Source organism: Labrys monachus (assembly GCF_030814655.1).
Taxonomy (GTDB): Bacteria; Pseudomonadota; Alphaproteobacteria; order Rhizobiales; family Labraceae; genus Labrys; species Labrys monacha.
The window spans coordinates 2,858,267-2,878,964 of sequence record NZ_JAUSVK010000001.1 but is presented as its reverse complement, the minus strand read 5'-3'; the positions used below and the strand labels follow the sequence as shown (position 1 = coordinate 2,878,964).

Sequence of the window (20,698 nt, the reverse complement as noted above, 5' to 3'; positions counted from 1 at the left end):
CGGCCGATCGTCAGATCAGGGCAGCAGGATCGAGGAGCCGGTCGTCCCCCGCCCCTCGAGGTCCTCATGCGCCTTGCGCGCATCCTTGAGGGCATAGCGCTGGTTGACCGGGATCCTGACCGCTCCCGACGAGATCGCGGCGAAGAGATCATTGGCGGTGGCGAGCAGGTCCTCGCGCCTGGCGATATAGGTCCCGAGCGTCGGCCTCGTTGCGAACAGGGAACCCTTCTGCGCCAACGTCAGCATCGGCACGGGCGGGACGGGGCCGGAGGCGTTGCCGAAGGAAACCCACATGCCGAGAGGGCGCAGGCAGTCGAGCGAGCCCGGATAGGTGTCCTTGCCGACGCCGTCATAGACGACGTCGCATTTGGCGCCGGCCGTCACCTCTTCCACCCGCTTCACCCAATCCTCGGTGCGATAGAGAATGGTGTGGTCGGCGCCGTTGGCCCGGGCGAGTTCGGCCTTTTCTTCCGATCCCACCGTGCCGATCACCGTGGCGCCCAGCGCTTTCGCCCACTGGCACAGGATGAGGCCGACGCCGCCGGCGGCCGCATGCACCAGGACGATATGCCCCTTCTCGACCTTGAAGGTCCGGCGCACGAGATATTGCGCCGTCATGCCCTTGAGCATCATGCCGGCGGCCTGTTCATAGGAAATCGAATCCGGCAGCGGCACGAGACGGTCCGCCGGATAGACCCGCTCGGCGGCATAGCTGCCGATGGCGCCGGAATAGGCGCCCCGGTCGCCGACCTTGAAGAGCGTCACGCCCTCGCCCACGGCGACGACCTCGCCGGCGCCCTCGGCGCCCAGGGTGAAAGGCATCGTCGGCGCCTTGTAGAGGCCGGACCGATAATAGGTGTCGATATAGTTGATGCCGCAGGCATGCTGGCGAAGCAGGACCTCGCCCGGCCCCGGCGCTGGCGTCGGGACATCCTCGAAGGTGAGGACTTCAGGGCCGCCTGTCTCATGGACGCGAATGGCTGAGGGCATGGGGACCTCCTATGATTGACGTTGATCAGGGTGCGCGGGAGCGGGCTTTCTGCGCGGCCCGCCGCTGTTTCGCGAGAACATTGATCGTCTCGACGCCGGCCGCAAAAGCCATGGCGAAATAAATATATCCCCGGGGGATATGCATGCCGACGCCGTCGGCGACCAGCGACACGCCGATCAGCATCAGGAAGGCGAGAGCCAGGACCTTGGTGGTCGGATGCCGGTGGATGAAGCCGCCGATCGGCCCCGACGCCGCATACATGAAGATCATGGCCATGACGACGGCCGCGATCATGATCGGCAATTGCTGGGCCATGCCGATCGCGGTGACGATGGAATCGACCGAGAAGACGATGTCGATGACCGCGACCTGCAGGATCACGCCGGTGAAGGCGGCGCCCATGCGGGCAGGCTCGGGCTCCCCGTCGTCATGCTCGAATTCGTTGTGGATCTCGTGCGTGGCCTTGAAGAGCAGGAACAGGCCGCCCGCGATCAGGATCAGATCGCGCCAGGACAAGCCCAGCCCGTACACCGTCAGGACCGGATCGGTCAGCCCGATCAGCCATGTCAGGCAGAACAGCAGCGCGATGCGGAAGACGAGGGCGAGCAGCAGCCCCGTCGAACGGGCACGACGCGCCTCATCGGCCGGCAGCTTCGAAACCAGCACGGAGATGAAGACGACGTTGTCGATGCCGAGGATGATCTCCATGGCCGTGAGCGTGACGAGCGCGGCCCAGGCCTGCGGATCAGTCAGAAGTTGAATCATGCACCGGTGCCGTCCGGAAATACCCAAGGATCAGGAAATAAAGCCCGATGACGCACAGGCTCCATACCACCCAGACGGCAGGTACCATGTTTTCCCATATGGCGTAAATCGCGAGGATCGACCAGATCACCAGCAGGCTCAGGGTCGGCACGCGCAGCTTGGCCACCCTGAGCGGATGCACGAAGACGAAAGGCGCGAAGGTGAGCAGCCCGAGCACGGCGACGACCACGAAGATGACGATTCCGGTCGGACGAAGCAGGAAGAAGTAGAAGATGATCAGGTTCCATACGGCCGGAAAGCCTTTGAACCAAGCGTCCTCGGTCTTCATCTCGTTGTCGGCGAAATACATCGCGCTGGTGAGCAGGATCACCGCCATGGCGATCAGGTTCATGGCGCCTTCCAGCATGCCCGAACTGTAGAGCGCATAGGCCGGCACGATCACATAGGTCAGGTAGTCGATGATGAGGTCGAGCGCCGTCCCCGACCAGCGGGGGGCGGCCTGCGTGATGTTGATCCTGCGCGCGATCGATCCATCGATGCCGTCGACGAACAGGGCCAGCGCCAGCCACAGGAACATGCTGCGGATGTCCCCGCCCACGGCAGCAACGAGCGCGAGGAAGCCCCACAGCACGCCGCTGGCCGTAAACAGATGAACGCCGAGCGCAAGCCATCGGCGCTGCGGGCTGACGGGCTCGGCGGAAGGTCGATGCGACGATGGAGGCAATTCTGATCGGCTTCTTCATTATGGAGAGGTCATCATATCGTTACACTGCATCGGCGCTATAGAATTTTTGTTTGCGCCGCCGCTTACTCCCATAAAAGCAGCGAGGGCCTGCAGGCCCGTGATGGCGGCGGCAGGCGCCGGTTGACAGTTGGGTAATGCAGGCCCATCAACGCCCCGCAACCACGGATGGTCGATGATGCTCTTCGTTGGCAGCAGCCTGTTCGGCGCTCCGATCTGGTTCTGGGCGATCTTCGCGGCCTCCATCAGTGCGGTTCTAATCTTCGATCTCGGCTATCTCAGCCGCCGCGTCCCCGTGCTGTCGCTGCGCCAGTCCCTCACGCTGACGGCCGGCTATACCGCGCTTGCCGCGATCTTCGGGATGGGCGTCTGGCTCTATTTCGGCGCGGGACAGGGGTCGCTCTTCTTCACCGCCTATGTGCTCGAGCAGTCCCTGTCGATCGACAACGTCTTCGTGATGTCGGTGATCTTCAGCTTCTTCGCCGTGCCGCGCGAATATCAGCACCGCGTGCTGTTCTGGGGCATCCTGGCCGCGATCGTGCTGCGAGGCCTGTTCGTCGGCGTCGGGGCCGCTGCGGTCGAGCGCTTCGCCTGGCTGCTCTACATCTTCGGCGTGTTCCTGATCGCGACCGGCCTCAGGATGCTGTTCGGCGGCGAGCACCAGTTCGACCTCAACCACAACTCGGCCGTGCACTGGCTGATGCGACGCCTGCGCATGACGCGCGAGTTCGACGGCGACAAGTTCTTCGTGACCAGGCCCGAGCGCGGCAGCGGGCGGCCCCTGCGCTACGCCACGCCGCTGTTCGCAGCGTTCATGACCATCAACATCGCCGATATCATATTCGCGGTGGACAGCGTTCCCGCCGTGCTGTCGCAAACCCGGGACCCGTTCATCGTCTACACCTCCAACATCTTCGCCATTCTCGGGCTGCGCGCGCTTTATTTCGTCATCGACGCACTGATCGCCCGCTTCCATTACCTGAAGACGGCGCTGTCCTTCCTCCTGATCTTCATCGGATTCGTGATCTTCTACGAGCGCCTGGTCGGGGAATTCGACAATGTGCTGACGATGGCGATCACCTTCGCCGTCATCGCCGCCGCCATTCTCGCATCGGCGCTACGGCCCCGGCGCGGCTGAATTCGAGCGCCGTCCCGGCTCCGCCCGCAACTTCCTCTTGCGTGGTCCGGCCAAACTCTGTAAGGACCCGGCTTCGCTTCGGCCGGAGGCTGAACGGATGGTCGCGTCTCCCGCGGCAGAGGTTGATACCTCGTCATCCCGTGTCTCCGCTCTCTGGGACATTCCTCGACGGCCTGCAGGGTCACGAGGGGCTTCGCGCCGGGCGATGAAACGTAACGAGGACAGGCCCTATCATGCCCAATTACGAGCATGTCTTCCTGGCTCGCCAAGATGTGACCTCTCAACAGGTCGAAGCTTTGACCGCCCAGTTCAAGGGTGTCATCGAAGCCAATGGCGGCTCGGTCGGCAAGACTGAATATTGGGGCGTCAAATCGCTCCAGTACCGTATCAAGAAGAACCGCAAGGCGCACTTCACGCTGCTCAACATCACCGCGCCGCACGCCGCGATCGCGGAAGTCGAGCGGCAGATGTCGATCTCCGAAGACGTCATCCGCTTCCTGACCCTCGCGGTCGAAGAGCTGGAAGAAGGTCAGTCGGCGATGCTGCGCAAGAGCGACCGCGACGACCGCCGCGACGACGACCGTGGCTTCGGCTTCGGCGGCGGTGGCCGCGGTGGACCGGGCCGCTTCGGCGGCGACCGTGACCGCGCCCCGCGCCGCGATCGCTTCGAAACGCCCCGCGAGGGTGTCGAGGACGGAGGAGAAGAATAATCATGGCAACCGCACCAGGACGCCGTCCGTTCTTCCGCCGCCGCAAGACCTGCCCGTTCTCGGGCCCCAACGCGCCGAAGATCGACTACAAGGACGTGAAGCTGCTGCAGCGCTACATTTCCGAGCGCGGCAAGATCGTTCCTTCCCGCATCACGGCCGTTTCGGCCAAGAAGCAGCGCGAGCTGGCCCAGGCCATCAAGCGCTCGCGCTTCCTGGGCCTCCTGCCCTACGTGATCGGCTGACCCGACCATCGGCGGGGCGCTCCGGCGCCTCGCCTCCTTCCTCAACGACAGTCAGCCGGTGTTCCGGCCATGGCTGGGGCTCCCTCAGGGCCTCTAACCGCGACAGCGGGACAGCTCGACGATGACACGCGAAACGCCCATCGGACTCGGCGCGGGCCTTGCGGCCGCCGCTCTCATGCTCGCCCCGCTGGGCGGCTCGGTCATGGGTGTCGTCCTCATGATTTTCGCGGCCCTCCCGATCACGCTTGTCACGCTGGGCTGGGGCTATCGTGCCGGCCTCGTCGCCGCGGTTTCGGCCATGGTGCTGCTCGCGGTCGTCCTCGACATATCCGACGGCCTGTCCTTCGGCGTGACCATCGCGCTTCCGGCCTGGGGTCTTGCCTATCTGGCGATCGCCGACAGGCGGACCGCCGATGAAGGGCGCGGGCGGATTCCCCTCGGCACGCTCGTCGTCGTCGCCGCCGTCCTCAGTGCGGCGATCGTTCTCATCGCGGCGATCTCGTTCAGCACCTCCTATGCCGATATCGTGAGCCGCCTGGAGCAGACCCTCACCGAGTCCGCGCATGTCCTGTTCGGGATTCCGAAGGAGCACCCCCTCGTCATTCCCGACGTCGAGGATGCCACGGCATTCCTGCGGCTGCTCAGCTATGTCGCGCTGCCGCTGTCGGCCATCTCGGCCACCATCGGCAGCCTCTGCGGCCTGTGGCTTTCGGCCCGCATCGCACGCATATCGGGGCGGCTCCCCCGCCCCTGGCCCGACGTCGCCGCCTTGCGCCTGCCGTGGTGGGCCCTCGCGCTGCTGGCGGGCGGAGGTATCGTCTCGATGCTTCCGGACATCTACGGCCTCGCCGGGCAATTGCTGCTCGCGGCGATGATCGGGGCCTTCTCGGTGCAGGGCTTCGCCGTCGTGCATTTCGTGACGCGCGGCAGGGCGACGCGGCCGATGCTGCTCGCGATCGTCTATCTGCTCTGCTTCGTCATGAGCTGGTTCGCCTTCGGTGCGCTCGCCGTCGTCGGCGTCCTCGATCTCATCTTCAATCTGCGGCGCCTCTCGGGTCCGGGTGGCTGGCCGCGATCCCCGCAAAGACCAAAGTGACCTCGAAACGAAGGAGAAGACCATGGAAGTGATTTTGCTCGAGCGCGTCTCCAAGCTCGGCCAGATGGGTGATACCGTCAGGGTGAAGGACGGCTATGCCCGCAACTTCCTCCTGCCGAACAACAAGGCCCTGCGCGCCACCAAGGCGAACAAGGAGCGCTTCGAGAACGAGCGCGTGCAGCTCGAGGCCCGCAACCTCGAACAGCGCAAGGAAGCCGAGGCCGTTGCGGTCAAGCTCAACGGCCAGACCGTGACGCTGATCCGGCAGGCCGGCGAATCGGGCCAGCTCTACGGTTCGGTGAGCGCACGCGATCTTTCCGACGCCGCCACGGCCGGGGGCTTCACCGTCTCCCGTTCCCAGATCGTGCTCAACACGCCGATCAAGACGATCGGCGTGCACAAGGTCGCCGTCCACCTCCATCCGGAAGTGGAGGTCTTCATCACCGCCAACATCGCCCGTTCCCCCGAGGAAGCCGAGCGCCAGGCCCGCGGCGAGGACGTCACCGTTCCCCGCGACGAGGAAGACGAATACGAGAATCCGGAAGACGTCGAGATCCCCGGCGTCCCCGGCACGGGCGAGCAGCCCGACGTCTGATCCGCGCTTTTCGCGAGCCGACCGGCCGGGCAGCCTCGACTGCCCGGCCGGCAGCCTGTGGATCAGTGTGGATGGAACCGCACCGCCCCTTCCCGCCTGCGACCCGTGCTACACTGTCCGCCCAACAGCAGCCGAGTCGCATGCCCCAGAACGAAGCCACCGTCCACAAGCTCGACACCGCCCAGGCCCCGGCCTATCGGCAGGCGCCGCATAATGTCGAAGCCGAACAGGCGTTGCTGGGCGCCGTTCTCGTCAACAACGAGGCATTCTATCGCGTCTCCGACTTCCTGCTCCCCGACCATTTCTTCGACCCGCTGCATCGCAAGGTCTACGAGATCACTTCCAGCCTCGTCCGCGGCGGCAAGATCGCGACGCCGATCACCCTCAAGACCTTCATGGGTCCCGATCAGGACATCGGCGGGCTGACGATCTCGCAATATCTCACCCGCCTCGCCACCGAGGCGACGACGATCATCAATGCCGCCGATTACGGCCAGACGATCTACGACCTCGCGATCCGCCGCTCGCTGATCCAGATCGGCGAGGAGGTGGTCAACGTCGCCTATGACGCGCCCGTCGACATGCCTCCCGGCGAGCAGATCGAGGAGGCCGAGCGGCGCCTGTTCTCGCTGGCCGAAAGCGGCCGCTACGACGGCGGCTTTGCGCGCTTTTCCGATGCGCTGAAGGACGCCATCGACATGGCGTCGGCCGCCTATCAGCGCGACGGCCACCTTTCCGGCCTGGCGACCGGCCTGGACGACCTCGACCGCGTCATGGGCGGCCTCCAGCCGTCCGACCTCATCATCCTGGCCGGCCGCCCCGGCATGGGCAAGACCTCGCTCGCCACCAACATCGCCTTCAACGTCGCCAAGAACTACCGCTTCGAGATCCAGCCGGACGGCACGCCCAAGACGCTGGACGGCGGATCGGTCGGCTTCTTCTCGCTGGAAATGTCGGCCGAGCAGCTGGCGACCCGCGTCATCGCCGAGCAGGCGAACGTGCCTTCCTACAAGATCCGGCGCGGCGACCTCATGGAAGAGGAGTTCAGCCGTCTGGTGACGGCCAGCCAGGACATGCAGTCTGTGCCGCTCTACATCGACGATACAGGCGGCCTGGCCATCGCCCAGCTGACGGCGCGCGCCCGGCGCCTGAAGCGCCAGCGCGGCCTCGACCTCATCGTCGTCGACTATATCCAGCTCCTGACCGGCTCGGGCAAGAAGGGCAACGAGAACCGCGTGCAGGAGATCACCGAGATCACCACCGGCCTCAAGGCCCTGGCGAAGGAACTGAACGTGCCGATCATCGGCCTCTCCCAGCTGTCCCGCCAGGTCGAAAGCCGCGACGACAAGCGGCCGCAATTGTCGGACCTGCGCGAATCCGGCTCGATCGAACAGGACGCCGACGTGGTGATGTTCGTGTTCCGCGAGGAATATTACGTGAAGAACCGCATGCCCAAGGAGGGCACCGAGGAGTTCTTCAAGTGGCAGGCGGAAATGGAGAGCCTGGCCGGCGTCGCCGAGGTGATCATCGGCAAGCAGCGCCACGGGCCGACCGGTACGGTCAAGGTGCAGTTCGACGCCGACGTGACGCGCTTCGGCAATCTCGCGCGGGCCGACCATCTTCCCGCGCAGATGTAGCATCCGGGCGTGCGAACACCGGTCCGCCCTGGAAGCATCGCCGTCGCAGACATGAGCGGACCGGATGTCCGCGCTCCCAAGGGATCCCGATGGTCGCCATGAGCTCTCCCGAACCAGCCGAAGCCGGCTCCCGCGCCTATGGCCGCCTGACCATCGACACCGCGGCGCTCGTCGCCAATTGGCGATCGTGCGGCGCGCGCGCGCCCCGCGCCGAATGCGGCGCCGTGGTCAAGGCGAACGCCTACGGCATCGGCATCGAGAATGCCGTCCCCGCCCTCGCCGAAGCGGGGTGCCGCACCTTCTTCACGGCCCAGCTGGCGGAGGCCGTCAAAGCGCGCGGGCTGGATGCGCGGGCCTCGATCTACGTGCTCAACGGCCTGCTGCCCGGCGCCGGCGACGTCTACGCCGCGCACGACCTGCGACCGGTGCTCGGCTCGCTCGACGAGATACGCGAATGGTCCGCCTTCTGCGCCGCCTCGGGCTGGCGCGGCGGCGCGGCGCTGCATGTGGATACCGGCATGGCGCGCCTCGGCCTGCGGCTGGAGGCGGCCGAAGCCCTGCTCGCCGAGGGCAGCCTGTTCGAACCCTGCCTGCTCATCAGCCACCTGGCCTGCGCCGATACGCCTGCGCACCCCCTCAACGGACGGCAGATCGCCGCCTTCCATGCCGTCCGCGGCCTGTTTCCCGGCGTTCCCGCCTCGCTGTGCAATTCCTCCGGCCTCTTCCTGCCCGATGACCTCGGCTTCGACCTCACCCGTCCCGGCATTGCGCTCTATGGCGGCAACCCGACGCCGGACAAGCCCAATCCGATGGCCCCGGTCGTCACGGTCGAGGCGCGCGTCATCGCCGTGCGCGCCGTCCAGCCCGGGGAGAGCGTCGGCTACGGCGCCACCTGGGTGAGCCGCTCGCCGGCCAGGCTGGCGATCGTCGGCGTCGGCTATGCTGACGGCTATCTGCGCGCCGGCTCCTCCTCCGACGATTACGACAGCGCCCTCGCCTATGCGGGCGGGCGCTATTGTCCCATCGCCGGCCGCATCTCGATGGACCTGACGACGATCGACATTTCCGCCCTGCCCGAGGGAACGATCGCGCGCGGCGACTGGATCGAGCTGGCGGGGCCGCACCTGCCGATCGACGAGGTGGCGCGCAGGTCCGGCACGGTGTGCTACGAAATTCTCACCAGCCTCGGTTCGCGCTATCACCGCATCGTCCCCCCCGGCGGAGAATCCCGATGATCGACCATATCGGCCTTGCCGTTCGCGACTTCGATGCCTCGCGGGCGTTCTACGACGCGGCACTCGCGCCGCTCGGCTACGCGGTCTGCAAGGAAGTGACCGCGGCGATGACCGGCGGCAGCCGGCACGCCGGATATGGCCCCGAAGGCAAGCCGCAATTCTGGATCGGGACCGGCGGCTCCGCCGGCGGCCCGGTGCATGTCGCCTTCGAGGCCCGCAACCGGGGCGAGGTCTATGCCTTCCATGCGGCGGCGATGGCCGCGGGGGCGAGGGACAATGGCGCGCCGGGGATCAGGGCGCATTACCATCCCGATTATTACGGCGCCTTCGTCCTCGATCCCGACGGCAACAATATCGAAGCGGTCTGCCACGGACCGGCATAAGCCGGCCTCGGCCTGCCGCCGTCAACTGGCGCCGGCGTCCTTCGGCGGCGCGTTGCGGGCAAGCGCGGCGTCGCGGCGGCGGCCGCTCAGCCATTGCCGGTAGTTCACGAACTGCTGGTCCGCCAGCACGCCCACGAGGATCACCGCGCCCATCACCGCAAAGTTCAGCGAACTCGGAATGCCCAGGAGGTTGACGAGATTCTGCAGGATCTGGAGCAGGATGGCACCGAGCACGATGCCGAAGACCGATCCTTCGCCGCCGCGCAGCGAGCAGCCGCCGAGCACCGCGGCCGCAATGCCGTAGAGCTCGTAGAAATTGCCATGGGAAGCCGGCGATATCGAGCGGGTATACATCGCGAAATAGACCGAGGAGAGCCCCGCCAGGCCGCTGGCGATGACATAGGCCGCCGCGATCACCGCTCCCGTATGGATACCGGAATAGCGGGCCGCCTCCTCGTTCTTGCCGACGGCGCACAGATAGCGCCCGTAGACGGACCAGTGCAGCACGATGCCCATCACGATCGCGATGAGGATGAAGACCACGAAGCTATGCGGCACGCCATAGGTGCGGCCGGTGGTGAGCCATTCGAGCGAGGGAAAGCTCTGGCCGAACTCGAAGCCGGCGGTGCCGTCGTCGGTGTACCAGCGCGCGATGCCGCGATAGAGCAGCAGGCCGCACAGCGTCACGATGAACGGCTGCAGCCGCATCTTGAGGATCAGGAAGGCGTGGATGCCGCCGATGACCATCCCCGCGACCACCATCAGCAGCACCGCGACGATCCAGTTCATCTGGTAGGTGGTGAGAAGATCGACGAAGACGACGCCGAGCAGCGCGAACAGCGAGCCGACCGACAGGTCGATGCCGCCCGTGATGATCACGAAGCCGGCGCCGATCGCATAGAGTCCGAACAGCCCGATCAAATTGGCCGTGTTCGAAAGGTTGATCGGGGAAATGAAGCGGGGATTGAGGAAGGCGGTTGCGCAGCCGATTACCAGGATCAGCACGAGCAGGCTGAGGTCTTTCTTGAGCATGGCGGGCTTTCTCAGTGAACGCTGTGGCCGACGGCGAGCTGCATGATGGTCTCCTCGCTGAAGCGGTCGCGCTGGAGAATGCCGGCGATGGAACCTTCGTGCATCACCGCCATCCGGTCGCTGACGCCGATGACTTCCTCGAGATCGCTGGAGATCATCAGGATGCCGACGCCATGGTCGGCCAGGCTGCGCATCAGCGTGTAGATCTCCGTCTTGGCGCCGACGTCGACGCCGCGGGTCGGCTCGTCGAAGATCATCACCCTCGGCTGCATCGAGAGCCATTTGGCGAGGACGACCTTCTGCTGGTTGCCGCCGGAAAGCGTGCCGACGATCGTCGCCACGTCCTTCGTCTTGATGTTCAGCGCCTTGCGCTGGATCTCGGCATTCTTCCGTTCCCGGCCGGTGCCGACCAGCGCGAAGGTGGCGTAGGACATCAGGTCGGGCAGGGAAATATTGGTGGTGATGCTCTGTTCGAGGATCAGGCCCGACTGTTTCCTGTCCTCCGGCACGAGGAAGATGCCGCGCCGGATGGCGTCGCGCGGACTGGCATTGACGATGGGCTCGCCGGCGAGCCGCATCTGCCCGCCGACCGGCCGCTCGATGCCGAACAGCGCGCGGGCGAGCTCGGTGCGGCCGGCGCCGATGAGACCCGCGAGGCCCAGGATCTCGCCGCGGCGAAGCGACAGGTTCACCTTGCGCTCCGGATAGGTCGAGGTCTGCAGGTCGACGATATCGAGGATGCTCTCGCCCGGGGCGGTCGCCGGCGGCGTGTAGAGCTCGCGCAGGTCGCGGCCGATCATCAGGCGGATCATGGAATCATGGTTGACGGCAGCCCGGTCGAGCGTGCCGACCAGACGCCCGTCGCGCAGCACGACGACGCGGTCGACGCATTGCTGGACCTCGTTGAGGCGGTGGGAGATGAAGATCACCGCCACGCCGCTTGCCTTGAGATCGCGGATGATGTCGAGCAGGCGGTTCGTCTCGGAGATGGTGAGGCTCGAGGTCGGCTCGTCCATGATGACGACGCGGGCGCCGAGGGAAAGCGCCTTGGCGATCTCGAGCTGCTGGCGCTGGGCGATCGACAGTTCCGCCACCGGCGTCTCCGGCTTGAAGTCGCAGCCGACGCGCCGGAGCAGCGGCTCCACATCGGCGCGCAGCTTGCGATGGTCGATCAGATTCAGGGGGCCTCCGATACGCGGCTCGCGGCCGATGAACACGTTGGACGCCACGTCGAGATTGTCGAACAGGTTCAGTTCCTGGTGGACGAAGGCGATGCCGGCGGCAATCGCCGCGTTGACCGTCAGCGACGGGCGGTCCTGACCGTCCAGGCGGATGACGCCGGCGCTCGGGGTGACGACGCCGCCGAGGATCTTCATCAGCGTCGATTTGCCCGCCCCGTTTTCGCCGATCAGTCCGACGACTTCGCCGGGCGAGACCGAAAGGCTGACCCCGGCGAGGGCCTGCACGCCGGGATAGCTCTTGCCGATCCCGATCAGTTCAAGAAACGGTTCCGCCATTCTGGATCCCTATGCGGAAGGGGCTGGACGGCCGAAGCCGGCAGCCGGGAGGGCGACGCCGCCGCGACATCGGCGAAGCCGCGGCGCTCGACCGCCGAAAACGGTCGAGCCGATTAAAGACGCCGAGGCCGGTCCCGGCCTCGGCGCCGAAACACCGGTTACTTGCCCTGCAGCTTCTTGAGCTGGGCCGCGTAGGCGTCGACGGTCGTCTTGTCCACGACCTTGGTCGGAATGATGATCAGCTTGTCCGCGGGAATGGCGGACTTGTCGCCTTCCAGGATCTTGGCCATGAGCTTCATGCCCTGGTAGCCCCACTCATAGGGCTGCTGCACGACGGTGCCGACGATCGTGCCTTCCTTGATGCCGCCCAGCGTGATCGGATCGTCATCGAAGCCGGTGACGGTGATCTTGCCGAGAGCGCCCGCTTCCTTCAGCGCCTGGTAGATCTGCGGGATGTTGTAGGAGTAGATGCCGAGCATGCAATCCACGTCCGGATTGGCGGTCAGCGTGTCCTCGACGTTGCGCTTGGCACGCGACTGGTCGATGTCGTCCGCCCTGACGTCGACGATCTCGATCTTCGTGCCCTTGATGACGTCCTTGATGCCCTGGATGCGCTCGCGCGCATTGTCCGCTCCGGGCAGGCCGACATAGGCCATGCACTTGCCGCCGTTGGGCAGCGCCTTCTTCAGGAGTTCGCCGACCTGGTTGCCGGCCAGCACGTTGCTGGATCCGATATAGGCGGCGCGCTTGCTCTTCGGGGCATCGCTGTCCGTCGTCAGGAGCAGCGTGTGGGAACCGACGCGGTCGAGCGCATCGGTCTCGGTCTTCGGATCGACAGCGCTCACCATGATGCCGGCCGCGCCCGCCGAGACGAGATCGTCCATCAGACGTTCCTGGATGGCGGCTGCCGACTGCTCGGGATATTTGAACTGGAGATCGTAGTTCGGAAGTTCTTCCTGCGCCTTCTTGACGCCGGCTTCGGCGGCTTTCCAGAAGTCCGAAGCGCCGTTGGCAACGAATACGAGGGTCTTCTTGTCGGCAGCCTGCGCACTGAATGTCATGGTGGCGAGCAGCGCACCCACGGCGCCGGCCAGAACGTATTTCTTCATTTTCTGATTCTCCCTGATGCTTTTTGGTTCTTCGGATACCGCTGCCAGCCCGCGGCTGGGGGGATTCCGGTCACTTCTCCAGCGCTTGCGACACGCCTGTGGCTCCCTCCCTGCATGGCCGGCTCGTTCGCTTCGGCAGCGCCCCCTCCAGGGTGGCACGCCGCCACTATTAGCATGCCCCGGACGATTTACAAGAATTGTCGGACAAATCGGGACGCAACCACCCGCCCCTGTAACCACAGGTAGAAATCACCCTCGCACCCTCGATCGGGCGTTGCGGGAAAGCCGGACTGCGACCTCCGGTGCCCGAAACATAGCGGGCATTATGCCCGAACGGAAAGGAATGATTCGCCCTCGCCGGCCGCCTTCATTTCTTTTCCAGCATCAGCTGCCCGCTCTTCTGGATCAGCGCCTTGGCTTTTTCGGCGAGCACCGACAGGAAGAGCGGCAGGACCACGCTGACCGTCACCACCGTCTCCGCCACCTCGATGCTGCCGGATACCGTCTGCCTCAGCGCCATGATGCGGAAATCGAGCCGGTCGCCGGTCCAGTTCTCGTCGAGGACGCTCATCTGTCCGGCGTATCGGGCGCGTATCTGGCCGATGCCGTCTCGAATGCGCCGCAGGGCCGCCTCGCGGCCAAGGGTGTGGGGAATGGAGACGACGAGCGGACGGGACATGGCGCACCCTGGCGTTCACGGACGACATCGGATCCCCGCCGCCGGACAAGGTCCGCGACGGGGACATTCGAGATGCAGAACACAGCGAGCCGCCGTTTCGATCCGCGGCGATGCGCTTCGAGGCCGGAGCGCAGGTTTGATTTGGTTCTTCCCGCCCGCTAAAGGAAGGCATGGCCAAGCGAACATCGTCCTTTATCTGCCAGAATTGCGGTGCCGTCTATCAACGCTGGCAGGGCAAGTGCGATGCCTGCGGCGAATGGAACACGATCGCCGAGGAGACCAGCGCCGTCGCCGCCGTGCCCGCCTCGCAGCGGCCGCGGGGCCGGGGCCGGGTCTTCGCGCTCGAAACCCTGACGGGCGGCACCGACGAGGCGCCGCGCCTGGTGGTGGGCATCAACGAGCTGGACCGCGTGACGGGCGGCGGCTTCGTGCGTGGATCGGTGCTCCTGCTGGGCGGCGATCCGGGCATCGGCAAATCCACGCTGCTGATCCAGACCTGCGCGGCCCTTGCCGCCGGCGGCGCCCGCGTCGTCTATATATCGGGCGAGGAGGCTACCGCGCAGGTGCGGATGCGGGCCGAGCGTCTCGGCCTGGCCGGCGCGCCGGTGGAACTGGCGGCGGAGACCTCGGTCGAGGATATCCTCGCCACCTTCCAGCACGGCCCGCCCCCTCGGGTCGTCGTCATCGACTCCATCCAGACCATGTGGACCGACACGGTGGAATCCGCGCCGGGCACGGTGACCCAGGTCCGCGGCTCGGCCCAGGCGCTGATCCGCTACGCCAAGCGGTCCGGCGCCACCGTCATCCTCGTCGGACACGTCACCAAGGACGGCCAGATCGCCGGCCCGCGCGTGGTCGAGCACATGGTGGATGCCGTGATGTCCTTCGAAGGCGACGGCGGTCGGGATTTCCGCATCCTGCGCGCCGTCAAGAACCGCTTCGGCCCGACGGACGAGATCGGCGTCTTCGAAATGACCGGACTGGGCCTGAAGGAGGTGTCGAATCCCTCCGCCCTGTTCCTGTCGGAGCGCGATCTCGGCTCGCCGGGCACCGCGGTGTTCGCCGGCATGGAGGGCACGCGGCCCCTGCTGGTCGAGATCCAGGCCCTCGTCGCCCCCACGAGCCTCGGCACGGCGCGGCGGGCGGTGGTCGGCTGGGATTCGAATCGCCTGTCGATGATCCTCGCCGTCCTTGACGCCCATTGCGGCGTGCGTCTCGGCGGACACGACGTCTATCTCAACGTCGCCGGCGGCCTGCGCATCCAGGAGCCCGCCGCCGACCTTGCCGTCGCCGCCGCGCTGATCTCCTCCCTCACCGGCGCGGCCCTGCCCTCCGATGCGGTCTATTTCGGCGAGATATCGCTCTCGGGCTCCGTGCGTCCGGTCGCCCATGCGGGCGGACGCCTGAAGGAGGCGGCCAAACTCGGTTTCGGGCGCGCCGTCGCGCCGGTTTCCGGCAGCGATTCGGGTGGGGATTCCGGCATGGTCGTGAACGGGGTCGCCTCACTTGCGACACTTGTTGCCGATATCGCCGCATCGGGCGAGGGTCAAAAGCGCAAGCCCGCCAAGGCCGTGTCCTGACACGCTGGGCCGCTCGTCTTCAAACGCATGTCTCGGAACGAGCAAACGGATGACGGCGGCCGGAACCATCGCTATAGAGGGGCTCGCTGCCGCCTCCGGTCCGCAATCGCTGTTCTCATCAGGATAAACCGCCGATGCCTGTAACGCTTCTTGATCTCATCGTCATTGGCGTCATGCTGATATCGGCCCTGCTGGCGATGGTGCGGGGGTTCACGCGGGAGATATTGGCGATCGCCGCCTGGGCCATCGCCGCGGTGGCGGCCCTCTTCCTGCACGGCCACGTGCTGCCCTATGTCAAGCCTTACATCAAGAGCGATACGGTCGCGCAGATCGTCTCCGGCGGCGCGGTCTTCATCGTCGTCCTGATCATCGCCTCCTTCATCACCATCCGCCTGTCGGACATGATCCTCGACAGCCGCATCGGCGCCATCGACCGCACGTTCGGCTTTCTGTTCGGCGCCGCCCGCGGCCTGTTGCTCGCCGTCGTTGCCTTCATCTTCTTCAGCTATCTCGTTCCCGACAAGTCCGAGCCCGTCTGGGTTCAGGACGCCAAGTCCAAGCCGATCCTGCTGTCGGGTCGCGACTGGCTCCTGAGCATCCTGCCGACCGATCCGGAAAACGTGATCCTGAAGCAGCTTCGCGCCAATGACCTCCTTCCGGGCGACAGCGCCCAGGGAACCGATCCCGACGCGGCCGGCGCACCGGTTCAGCCGGCCACGCCGGCGACGAAGCCCGCGGCACAGCCGTGATGCGGGGCTAGCACGGAAAACTCGGCCCGCATGGTGGAAATGCGGATCGGTGATATTATCTCAACGGTGATTGGGGCGGCGGAGCGTTCTCCGGGCCGCTCACTCTTTTTGGAGAAAGTGAGCGCGATGGCCTCGATTGACGATCTCGACCTGGATGCGGACCACCTGCGCGAGGAATGCGGCGTGTTCGGCATCTTCGGCCATCCGGAAGCCGCTGCCATCACCGCCCTCGGCCTGCATGCGCTGCAGCATCGCGGCCAGGAGGCCTGCGGCATCGTGACGTTCGACGGCGCGCGCTACAATTCGGAGCGCCGCCTCGGCCTCGTCGGCGACACCTTCTCCAAGCGCGACGTGATCGAAAGGCTGCCCGGCGCCCAGGCCATCGGCCATACGCGCTATTCCACCACCGGCGAGACCATCCTGCGCAACGTGCAGCCGCTCTTCGCCGAACTGGCTGGCGGCGGTTTCGCCGTCGCCCATAACGGCAACCTCACCAACGGCCTGACCTTGCGCCGCGACCTGATCCGCAAGGGCGCCATCTGCCAGTCGACCTCGGACAGCGAGGTGATTCTCCATCTCGTCGCACGCTCCTCGCGCGAAAAATTCATCGACCGCTTCATCGACGCCCTCTTCCAGATGGAAGGCGCCTATGCCTTTGTCGGGCTGACCAACCACATGCTCGTCGGCGCGCGCGACCCGCTCGGCATCCGTCCGCTGGTGCTGGGCGAGCTCGACGGCTGCTACATCCTGGCCTCCGAGACCTGCGCGCTCGACATCATCGGCGCCCGCTTCGTGCGCGATATCGAGAATGGCGAAGTCGTCGTCATCACCAAGGAGGGTATCGAGTCGATCAAGCCCTTTCCGCGCGTGCCGGCGCGTCCCTGCATCTTCGAATATATCTATTTCGCCCGGCCGGATTCGATCGTGCACGGCCGCAGCGTCTATGACGTGCGCAAGCGCTTCGGCGCCCAGCTCGCGGCCGAAAGCGGCATCGATGCCGACGTCGTCGTGCCCGTCCCCGATTCGGGCGTGCCCGCGGCCATCGGCTTCGCCCAGGCTGCCGGCCTGCCCTACGAACTCGGCATCATCCGCAACCATTATGTCGGGCGCACCTTCATCCAGCCGACCCAGTCGATCCGCGAACTCGGCGTCCGCATGAAGCACAGCGCCAACCGGGCCGTCATCGAGGGCCGGCGCATCGTGCTCATCGACGATTCGATCGTGCGCGGCACCACTTCGGTCAAGATCGTGCAGATGATGCGCGATGCCGGCGCCAAGGAAGTGCATTTCCGCATTTCGAGCCCGCCGATCACCCATCCCGACTATTACGGCATCGATACGCCCGACCGGACCAACCTTCTCGCCGCTCGCATGAGCCTGGAGGAGATGCGCGCCTATATGGGCGCGGATTCGCTGGCCTTCCTCTCGGTGCAGGGCGTTTACAAGGCCTGCGGCTTCGAGCAGCGCGATCCGCTGCGCCCGCAGTTCACCGATCATTGCTTCACCGGCGATTATCCGACCTTCCTCACCGACGTCAGCGGCGAGGGCGCAAAGCAGCAGCTTTCGCTGCTGGCCGAAGCAAGCTGATCGCGAACGAGTTCTCAATGTCCGATTCCCTCAAAGGCCGCATTGCGCTCGTGACCGGCGCCTCGCGCGGCATCGGCCGTGCCACGGCGCTCGCTCTGGCCGAGGCCGGCGCCCATGTCGTCGCCCTCGCCCGCACCGTCGGCGCGCTCGAGGACCTCGACGACGCCATCCAGGCCAAAGGCGGCACGGCCAGCCTCGTTCCGCTCGACATCAAGGACGGCGACGGCATCGATCGCCTCGGCTACACCCTGTTCGAGCGCTACGGCAAGCTCGACATCCTCATCGGCAATGCCGGTGCGCTCGGCTCGATCTCGCCGCTCGGCCATATCGAGCCGAAGGACTGGGACAACGTCTTCGCCGTGAACGTCACCGCCAATTGGCGCCTGATCCGGTCCTTCGATCCGCTGCTGCGCAAATCGGATGCCGGACGCGCCGTGTTCGTGACCTCGGGCTCGGCATGGAAGGCGGTCGCCTATTGGGGCCTCTACGGCACCACCAAGGCGGCCCTCAACGCCCTCGTCGCCACCTATGCGAGCGAGACCGTCAACACGCCCGTCCGCGCCAATTTGTTCTCGCCCGGCCCCATCCGCACGCATATGCGCGCCGCCGCCATGCCCGGCGAGGACGCCAGCGCCCTGCCGCCACCCGAGGCGGTCACGGCATCGATCCTGCGTCTTGCGAGCCCCGATCTCACCGAGACCGGCAAGATCTTCGAATTCAGGCAGGACAGGTTCCTCAGCTTCCAGCCGCCGGTGTAATGCCGGAGCCCGCCGGCGCAACGGCGTTCCGCCAAGAAAATTGGCTGGACCACTGGACCTTCTTCGCAAGACCTGATCATCTGCCGTCCCTTCGAGACATGTTTCGTTTGGATATCGCGCAATGACACGCATCGCCTCCGTCGAGATCAGCCAGTTCCGCTTCGAGGTCGAGGGGCTCGGCCTGCCCTCGCATGGCGCCGCCGGGGTCGCCAACCTCATCGCCAAGAAGGGCTCCCGCATGCCGGCCCAGCGCTGGGCCGTCCGCATCGAGACGGACGACGGCGCCCGCGGCGAATATGTGACGCATTGGGTGGGAACACCGTCGTCGTTCGCCCAGGCCACGATGCTCGCGCCCCACCTCATCGGGCGCGATCCCGACCGGCGGGAGGAGATCTGGCAGGATCTGCGGCGCGAGGTCCGCGCCTACGACCATATGGGCCACGGTCCTCTCGACATCGCCCTGTGGGATCTCGCCGGCAAGCGCCGCGACGTCTCGGTCAGCCGTCTGCTCGGCGGGTACCGCACGAGCCTGCCCACCTATGCCAGCACCTATCACGGCCAGGAGGAGCCCGGCGGCCTGGACACGCCGAAGGCCTTCGCCGACTATGCCGCGGCCTGCAGGACGCAGGGCTTCGCCGGCTTCAAGATCCATGGCTGGCACACCGGCGACGTCGCCCGCGAGGTGGAGACCATCCATGCGGTCCGGGCGGCGGTCGGTGACGGCTACCCGCTGATGCTCGACCCAGCCTCGCAGCTGCGCACCTGGCGCGATGCCCTCACTGTCGGCGACGCCTGCGACGAGGCCAGGTTCTTCTGGTACGAAGATCCCTATCGCGACACCGGCGGTGCCGTCGAAGGGCACAAGCGGCTGCGCGAACGCCTGCGCACGCCCCTGCTCGTCTGCGAGCATGTGCGTGGGCTCGAGGCCAAGGCCTCCTTCATGCTGGCAGGCGGCGGCGACCTCGTCCATCTCGATCCCGAATACGACATGGGCATCACCGGCGCGGTGAAGATGGCCAATTTCTGCCAGGCGCTCGGCCTCGACGTGCAGTATCACGCCTGCGGTCCGGCCCATCGCGCCGTGATGTCGGCGACGCCCAACACGCATTTCTACGAGATGGCGCTGGTCGGGCCCGACATGCGCAACACCGTGCCGCCGGTCTATACCTGCGGCTATTCCGACCAGCCGGAGGATCTCGGCGCCGACGGCTGCGTGCCGGTTCCCGACGGCCCCGGCCTCGGCGTCGCCTATGACTGGTCCTATATCGAGCAGAACCGCGTCGACCACGTGGCGTTCGGCCGGAAGTGACCGGAACGGTGCCGAGACCGGCGCCGCCAAGGCCTATTTCGCGCCCAGCCCGCGGGAAAAGGCGCGCAGCACCGCATCGAGATGGGTCTTCATCGCCTTGCGCGCGGCGACGGGATCGCCGTCGGCGATCGCCTCGAAGACGTGCCGGTGCTCGGCCAGCGTCAGCCCCAGCCTGTCCGGCCCCATCAGCAATTCCTCGAACTTCTCGAACATCGGCTTGTAGCGATAGTCCCAGAGGTCGCCCACGATCGGCACGTATACGGCGTTTCCGCTCGCCTTGGCGATCTCGACATGGAAGCTGCGGTCGCCGGCGCGATAATCCGGCGAGCGGATGGATTTGGCATCGGCCTGGATGCCGATGGCGCGCGCGAGCCCTTCGAGATTGGCCTGCGTGCGGTTGGCGGCGGCCAGCTCCACCGTCTTGAGCTCGATATGGCGGCGCGCTTCCATCAACTGGATCGGCCCGATATCGGCCTCGTTGACGTCGGCGCCGGCGCCGATCCCCTCCCGGCGCGGCGTCGCCTTGAGGATCTGCACGCCATGGCCGACGCGGATGGAGACCTTTCCGCTGACCTCCAGCGCGATCAGCGCCTCCCGCACCGAGGTGCGGCTGACGCCGAGCTGCTGGGCGAGGTCGCGCTCCGTCGGCAGGAGGGTCCCGGCCGGAAAGGTGCCGTCGTCGATGCGGGAGCCGAGCAGCCGGGCGATCTGGCGATAGAGCCTCGTCGGCTCGAGTTGGGGAAGACGCGTGTCGCCGGCAGGGTTCAGCGACAGGGCGGGAGACGGCTCGAGCTGCTTCATGGGGCTCCAGGGAAGGGCGTGGGCCGCCCGAAAGACAGGTGGA

21 protein-coding genes are annotated in these 20,698 nt (G+C 66.2%); 13 read left to right on the top strand and 8 right to left on the bottom strand.

Annotated features, from left to right (window positions below):
• Positions 1-15 precede the first annotated feature (15 nt).
• From J3R73_RS13025 to J3R73_RS13015, 3 genes are read right to left on the bottom strand one after another with little or no spacing between them, the layout of a single operon-like run.
• Complete coding sequence (locus tag J3R73_RS13025) at positions 16-990, bottom strand: quinone oxidoreductase family protein (protein WP_307427367.1); 975 nt, start codon at positions 988-990, stop codon at positions 16-18.
• Between the two features lie 25 nt (positions 991-1,015).
• The gene (locus tag J3R73_RS13020; protein ID WP_307427365.1) at positions 1,016-1,756 is read right to left on the bottom strand and encodes a TerC family protein; all 741 of its coding nucleotides are present in this window, start codon (positions 1,754-1,756) and stop codon (positions 1,016-1,018) included.
• The gene (locus tag J3R73_RS13015) at positions 1,737-2,480 is read right to left on the bottom strand and encodes a CDP-alcohol phosphatidyltransferase family protein (protein WP_307427362.1); all 744 of its coding nucleotides are present in this window, start codon (positions 2,478-2,480) and stop codon (positions 1,737-1,739) included. The genes J3R73_RS13020 and J3R73_RS13015 overlap by 20 nt, the downstream gene beginning before the upstream one ends.
• 193 nt (positions 2,481-2,673) lie before the next feature.
• Here J3R73_RS13015 and J3R73_RS13010 point away from each other — a divergent pair, with 193 nt between their 5' ends.
• The 8 genes from J3R73_RS13010 (at position 2,674) to J3R73_RS12975 (ending at position 9,534) form a co-directional block, all read left to right on the top strand.
• The gene (locus J3R73_RS13010; RefSeq protein WP_307427359.1) at positions 2,674-3,636 is read left to right on the top strand and encodes a TerC/Alx family metal homeostasis membrane protein; all 963 of its coding nucleotides are present in this window, start codon (positions 2,674-2,676) and stop codon (positions 3,634-3,636) included.
• A gap of 233 nt (positions 3,637-3,869) precedes the next feature.
• Positions 3,870-4,346 carry a 30S ribosomal protein S6 gene (gene rpsF / locus J3R73_RS13005; RefSeq protein WP_307427356.1) on the top strand — a complete coding sequence of 159 codons (477 nt, stop codon included), beginning with the start codon at positions 3,870-3,872 and terminating at the stop codon, positions 4,344-4,346.
• 2 nt (positions 4,347-4,348) lie between these two features.
• Complete coding sequence (gene rpsR, locus J3R73_RS13000) at positions 4,349-4,588, top strand: 30S ribosomal protein S18 (protein ID WP_307427353.1); 240 nt, start codon at positions 4,349-4,351, stop codon at positions 4,586-4,588.
• 121 nt (positions 4,589-4,709) lie between these two features.
• Positions 4,710-5,684, top strand: coding sequence for a DUF2232 domain-containing protein (locus J3R73_RS12995; RefSeq protein ID WP_307427351.1), 975 nt, complete (start codon positions 4,710-4,712; stop codon positions 5,682-5,684).
• Between the two features lie 22 nt (positions 5,685-5,706).
• A complete protein-coding gene (gene rplI / locus J3R73_RS12990) occupies positions 5,707-6,279 on the top strand; it encodes a 50S ribosomal protein L9 (protein WP_307427348.1) in 573 nt (190 codons plus the stop codon).
• Positions 6,280-6,419: 140 nt separating this feature from the next.
• On the top strand, positions 6,420-7,916 hold the full coding sequence (locus J3R73_RS12985; RefSeq protein WP_307427346.1) for a replicative DNA helicase: 1,497 nt from the start codon (positions 6,420-6,422) through the stop codon (positions 7,914-7,916).
• A 98-nt stretch (positions 7,917-8,014) separates the two neighbouring features.
• On the top strand, positions 8,015-9,151 hold the full coding sequence (gene alr / locus J3R73_RS12980) for an alanine racemase (RefSeq protein WP_307427343.1): 1,137 nt from the start codon (positions 8,015-8,017) through the stop codon (positions 9,149-9,151).
• Positions 9,148-9,534, top strand: a complete 387-nt coding sequence (locus tag J3R73_RS12975) for a VOC family protein (protein ID WP_307427340.1) — start codon at positions 9,148-9,150, stop codon at positions 9,532-9,534. Before alr ends, J3R73_RS12975 begins: the two co-directional genes overlap by 4 nt.
• Positions 9,535-9,555: 21 nt before the next feature.
• Here the strand turns inward: J3R73_RS12975 and J3R73_RS12970 are convergent, their stop codons facing one another.
• From J3R73_RS12970 to J3R73_RS12955, 4 genes are all read right to left on the bottom strand, one after another.
• Positions 9,556-10,566: an ABC transporter permease gene (locus J3R73_RS12970; protein WP_307427335.1), complete on the bottom strand. Its 1,011-nt coding sequence runs from the start codon at positions 10,564-10,566 to the stop codon at positions 9,556-9,558.
• An 11-nt stretch (positions 10,567-10,577) separates the two neighbouring features.
• Positions 10,578-12,083, bottom strand: a complete 1,506-nt coding sequence (locus tag J3R73_RS12965; RefSeq protein ID WP_307427331.1) for a sugar ABC transporter ATP-binding protein — start codon at positions 12,081-12,083, stop codon at positions 10,578-10,580.
• 158 nt (positions 12,084-12,241) lie between these two features.
• Positions 12,242-13,144, bottom strand: a complete 903-nt coding sequence (locus tag J3R73_RS12960; protein WP_370880081.1) for a sugar-binding protein — start codon at positions 13,142-13,144, stop codon at positions 12,242-12,244.
• 415 nt (positions 13,145-13,559) lie between these two features.
• Positions 13,560-13,871: a polyhydroxyalkanoic acid system family protein gene (locus J3R73_RS12955; RefSeq protein ID WP_307427326.1), complete on the bottom strand. Its 312-nt coding sequence runs from the start codon at positions 13,869-13,871 to the stop codon at positions 13,560-13,562.
• A gap of 170 nt (positions 13,872-14,041) precedes the next feature.
• On the opposite strand from J3R73_RS12955, the gene radA reads away from it, so the two are divergent.
• From radA to J3R73_RS12930, 5 genes are all read left to right on the top strand, one after another.
• On the top strand, positions 14,042-15,451 hold the full coding sequence (radA, locus tag J3R73_RS12950; protein WP_307427323.1) for a DNA repair protein RadA: 1,410 nt from the start codon (positions 14,042-14,044) through the stop codon (positions 15,449-15,451).
• A 134-nt stretch (positions 15,452-15,585) separates the two neighbouring features.
• Complete coding sequence (locus J3R73_RS12945; RefSeq protein ID WP_307427318.1) at positions 15,586-16,200, top strand: CvpA family protein; 615 nt, start codon at positions 15,586-15,588, stop codon at positions 16,198-16,200.
• 126 nt (positions 16,201-16,326) lie between these two features.
• Complete coding sequence (purF, locus tag J3R73_RS12940) at positions 16,327-17,787, top strand: amidophosphoribosyltransferase (RefSeq protein ID WP_307427315.1); 1,461 nt, start codon at positions 16,327-16,329, stop codon at positions 17,785-17,787.
• 17 nt (positions 17,788-17,804) lie between these two features.
• Entirely contained in the window at positions 17,805-18,545 is a 741-nt protein-coding gene (locus tag J3R73_RS12935) for an SDR family NAD(P)-dependent oxidoreductase (protein WP_307427312.1), read from the top strand.
• A gap of 121 nt (positions 18,546-18,666) precedes the next feature.
• Positions 18,667-19,854, top strand: coding sequence for an enolase C-terminal domain-like protein (locus J3R73_RS12930; RefSeq protein ID WP_307427310.1), 1,188 nt, complete (start codon positions 18,667-18,669; stop codon positions 19,852-19,854).
• A gap of 33 nt (positions 19,855-19,887) precedes the next feature.
• Here the strand turns inward: J3R73_RS12930 and J3R73_RS12925 are convergent, their stop codons facing one another.
• Positions 19,888-20,655 (bottom strand): FadR/GntR family transcriptional regulator, encoded by a 768-nt coding sequence (locus J3R73_RS12925; RefSeq protein WP_307427306.1) that lies wholly within the window; start codon positions 20,653-20,655, stop codon positions 19,888-19,890.
• Between the last annotated feature and the right edge of the window lie 43 nt (positions 20,656-20,698).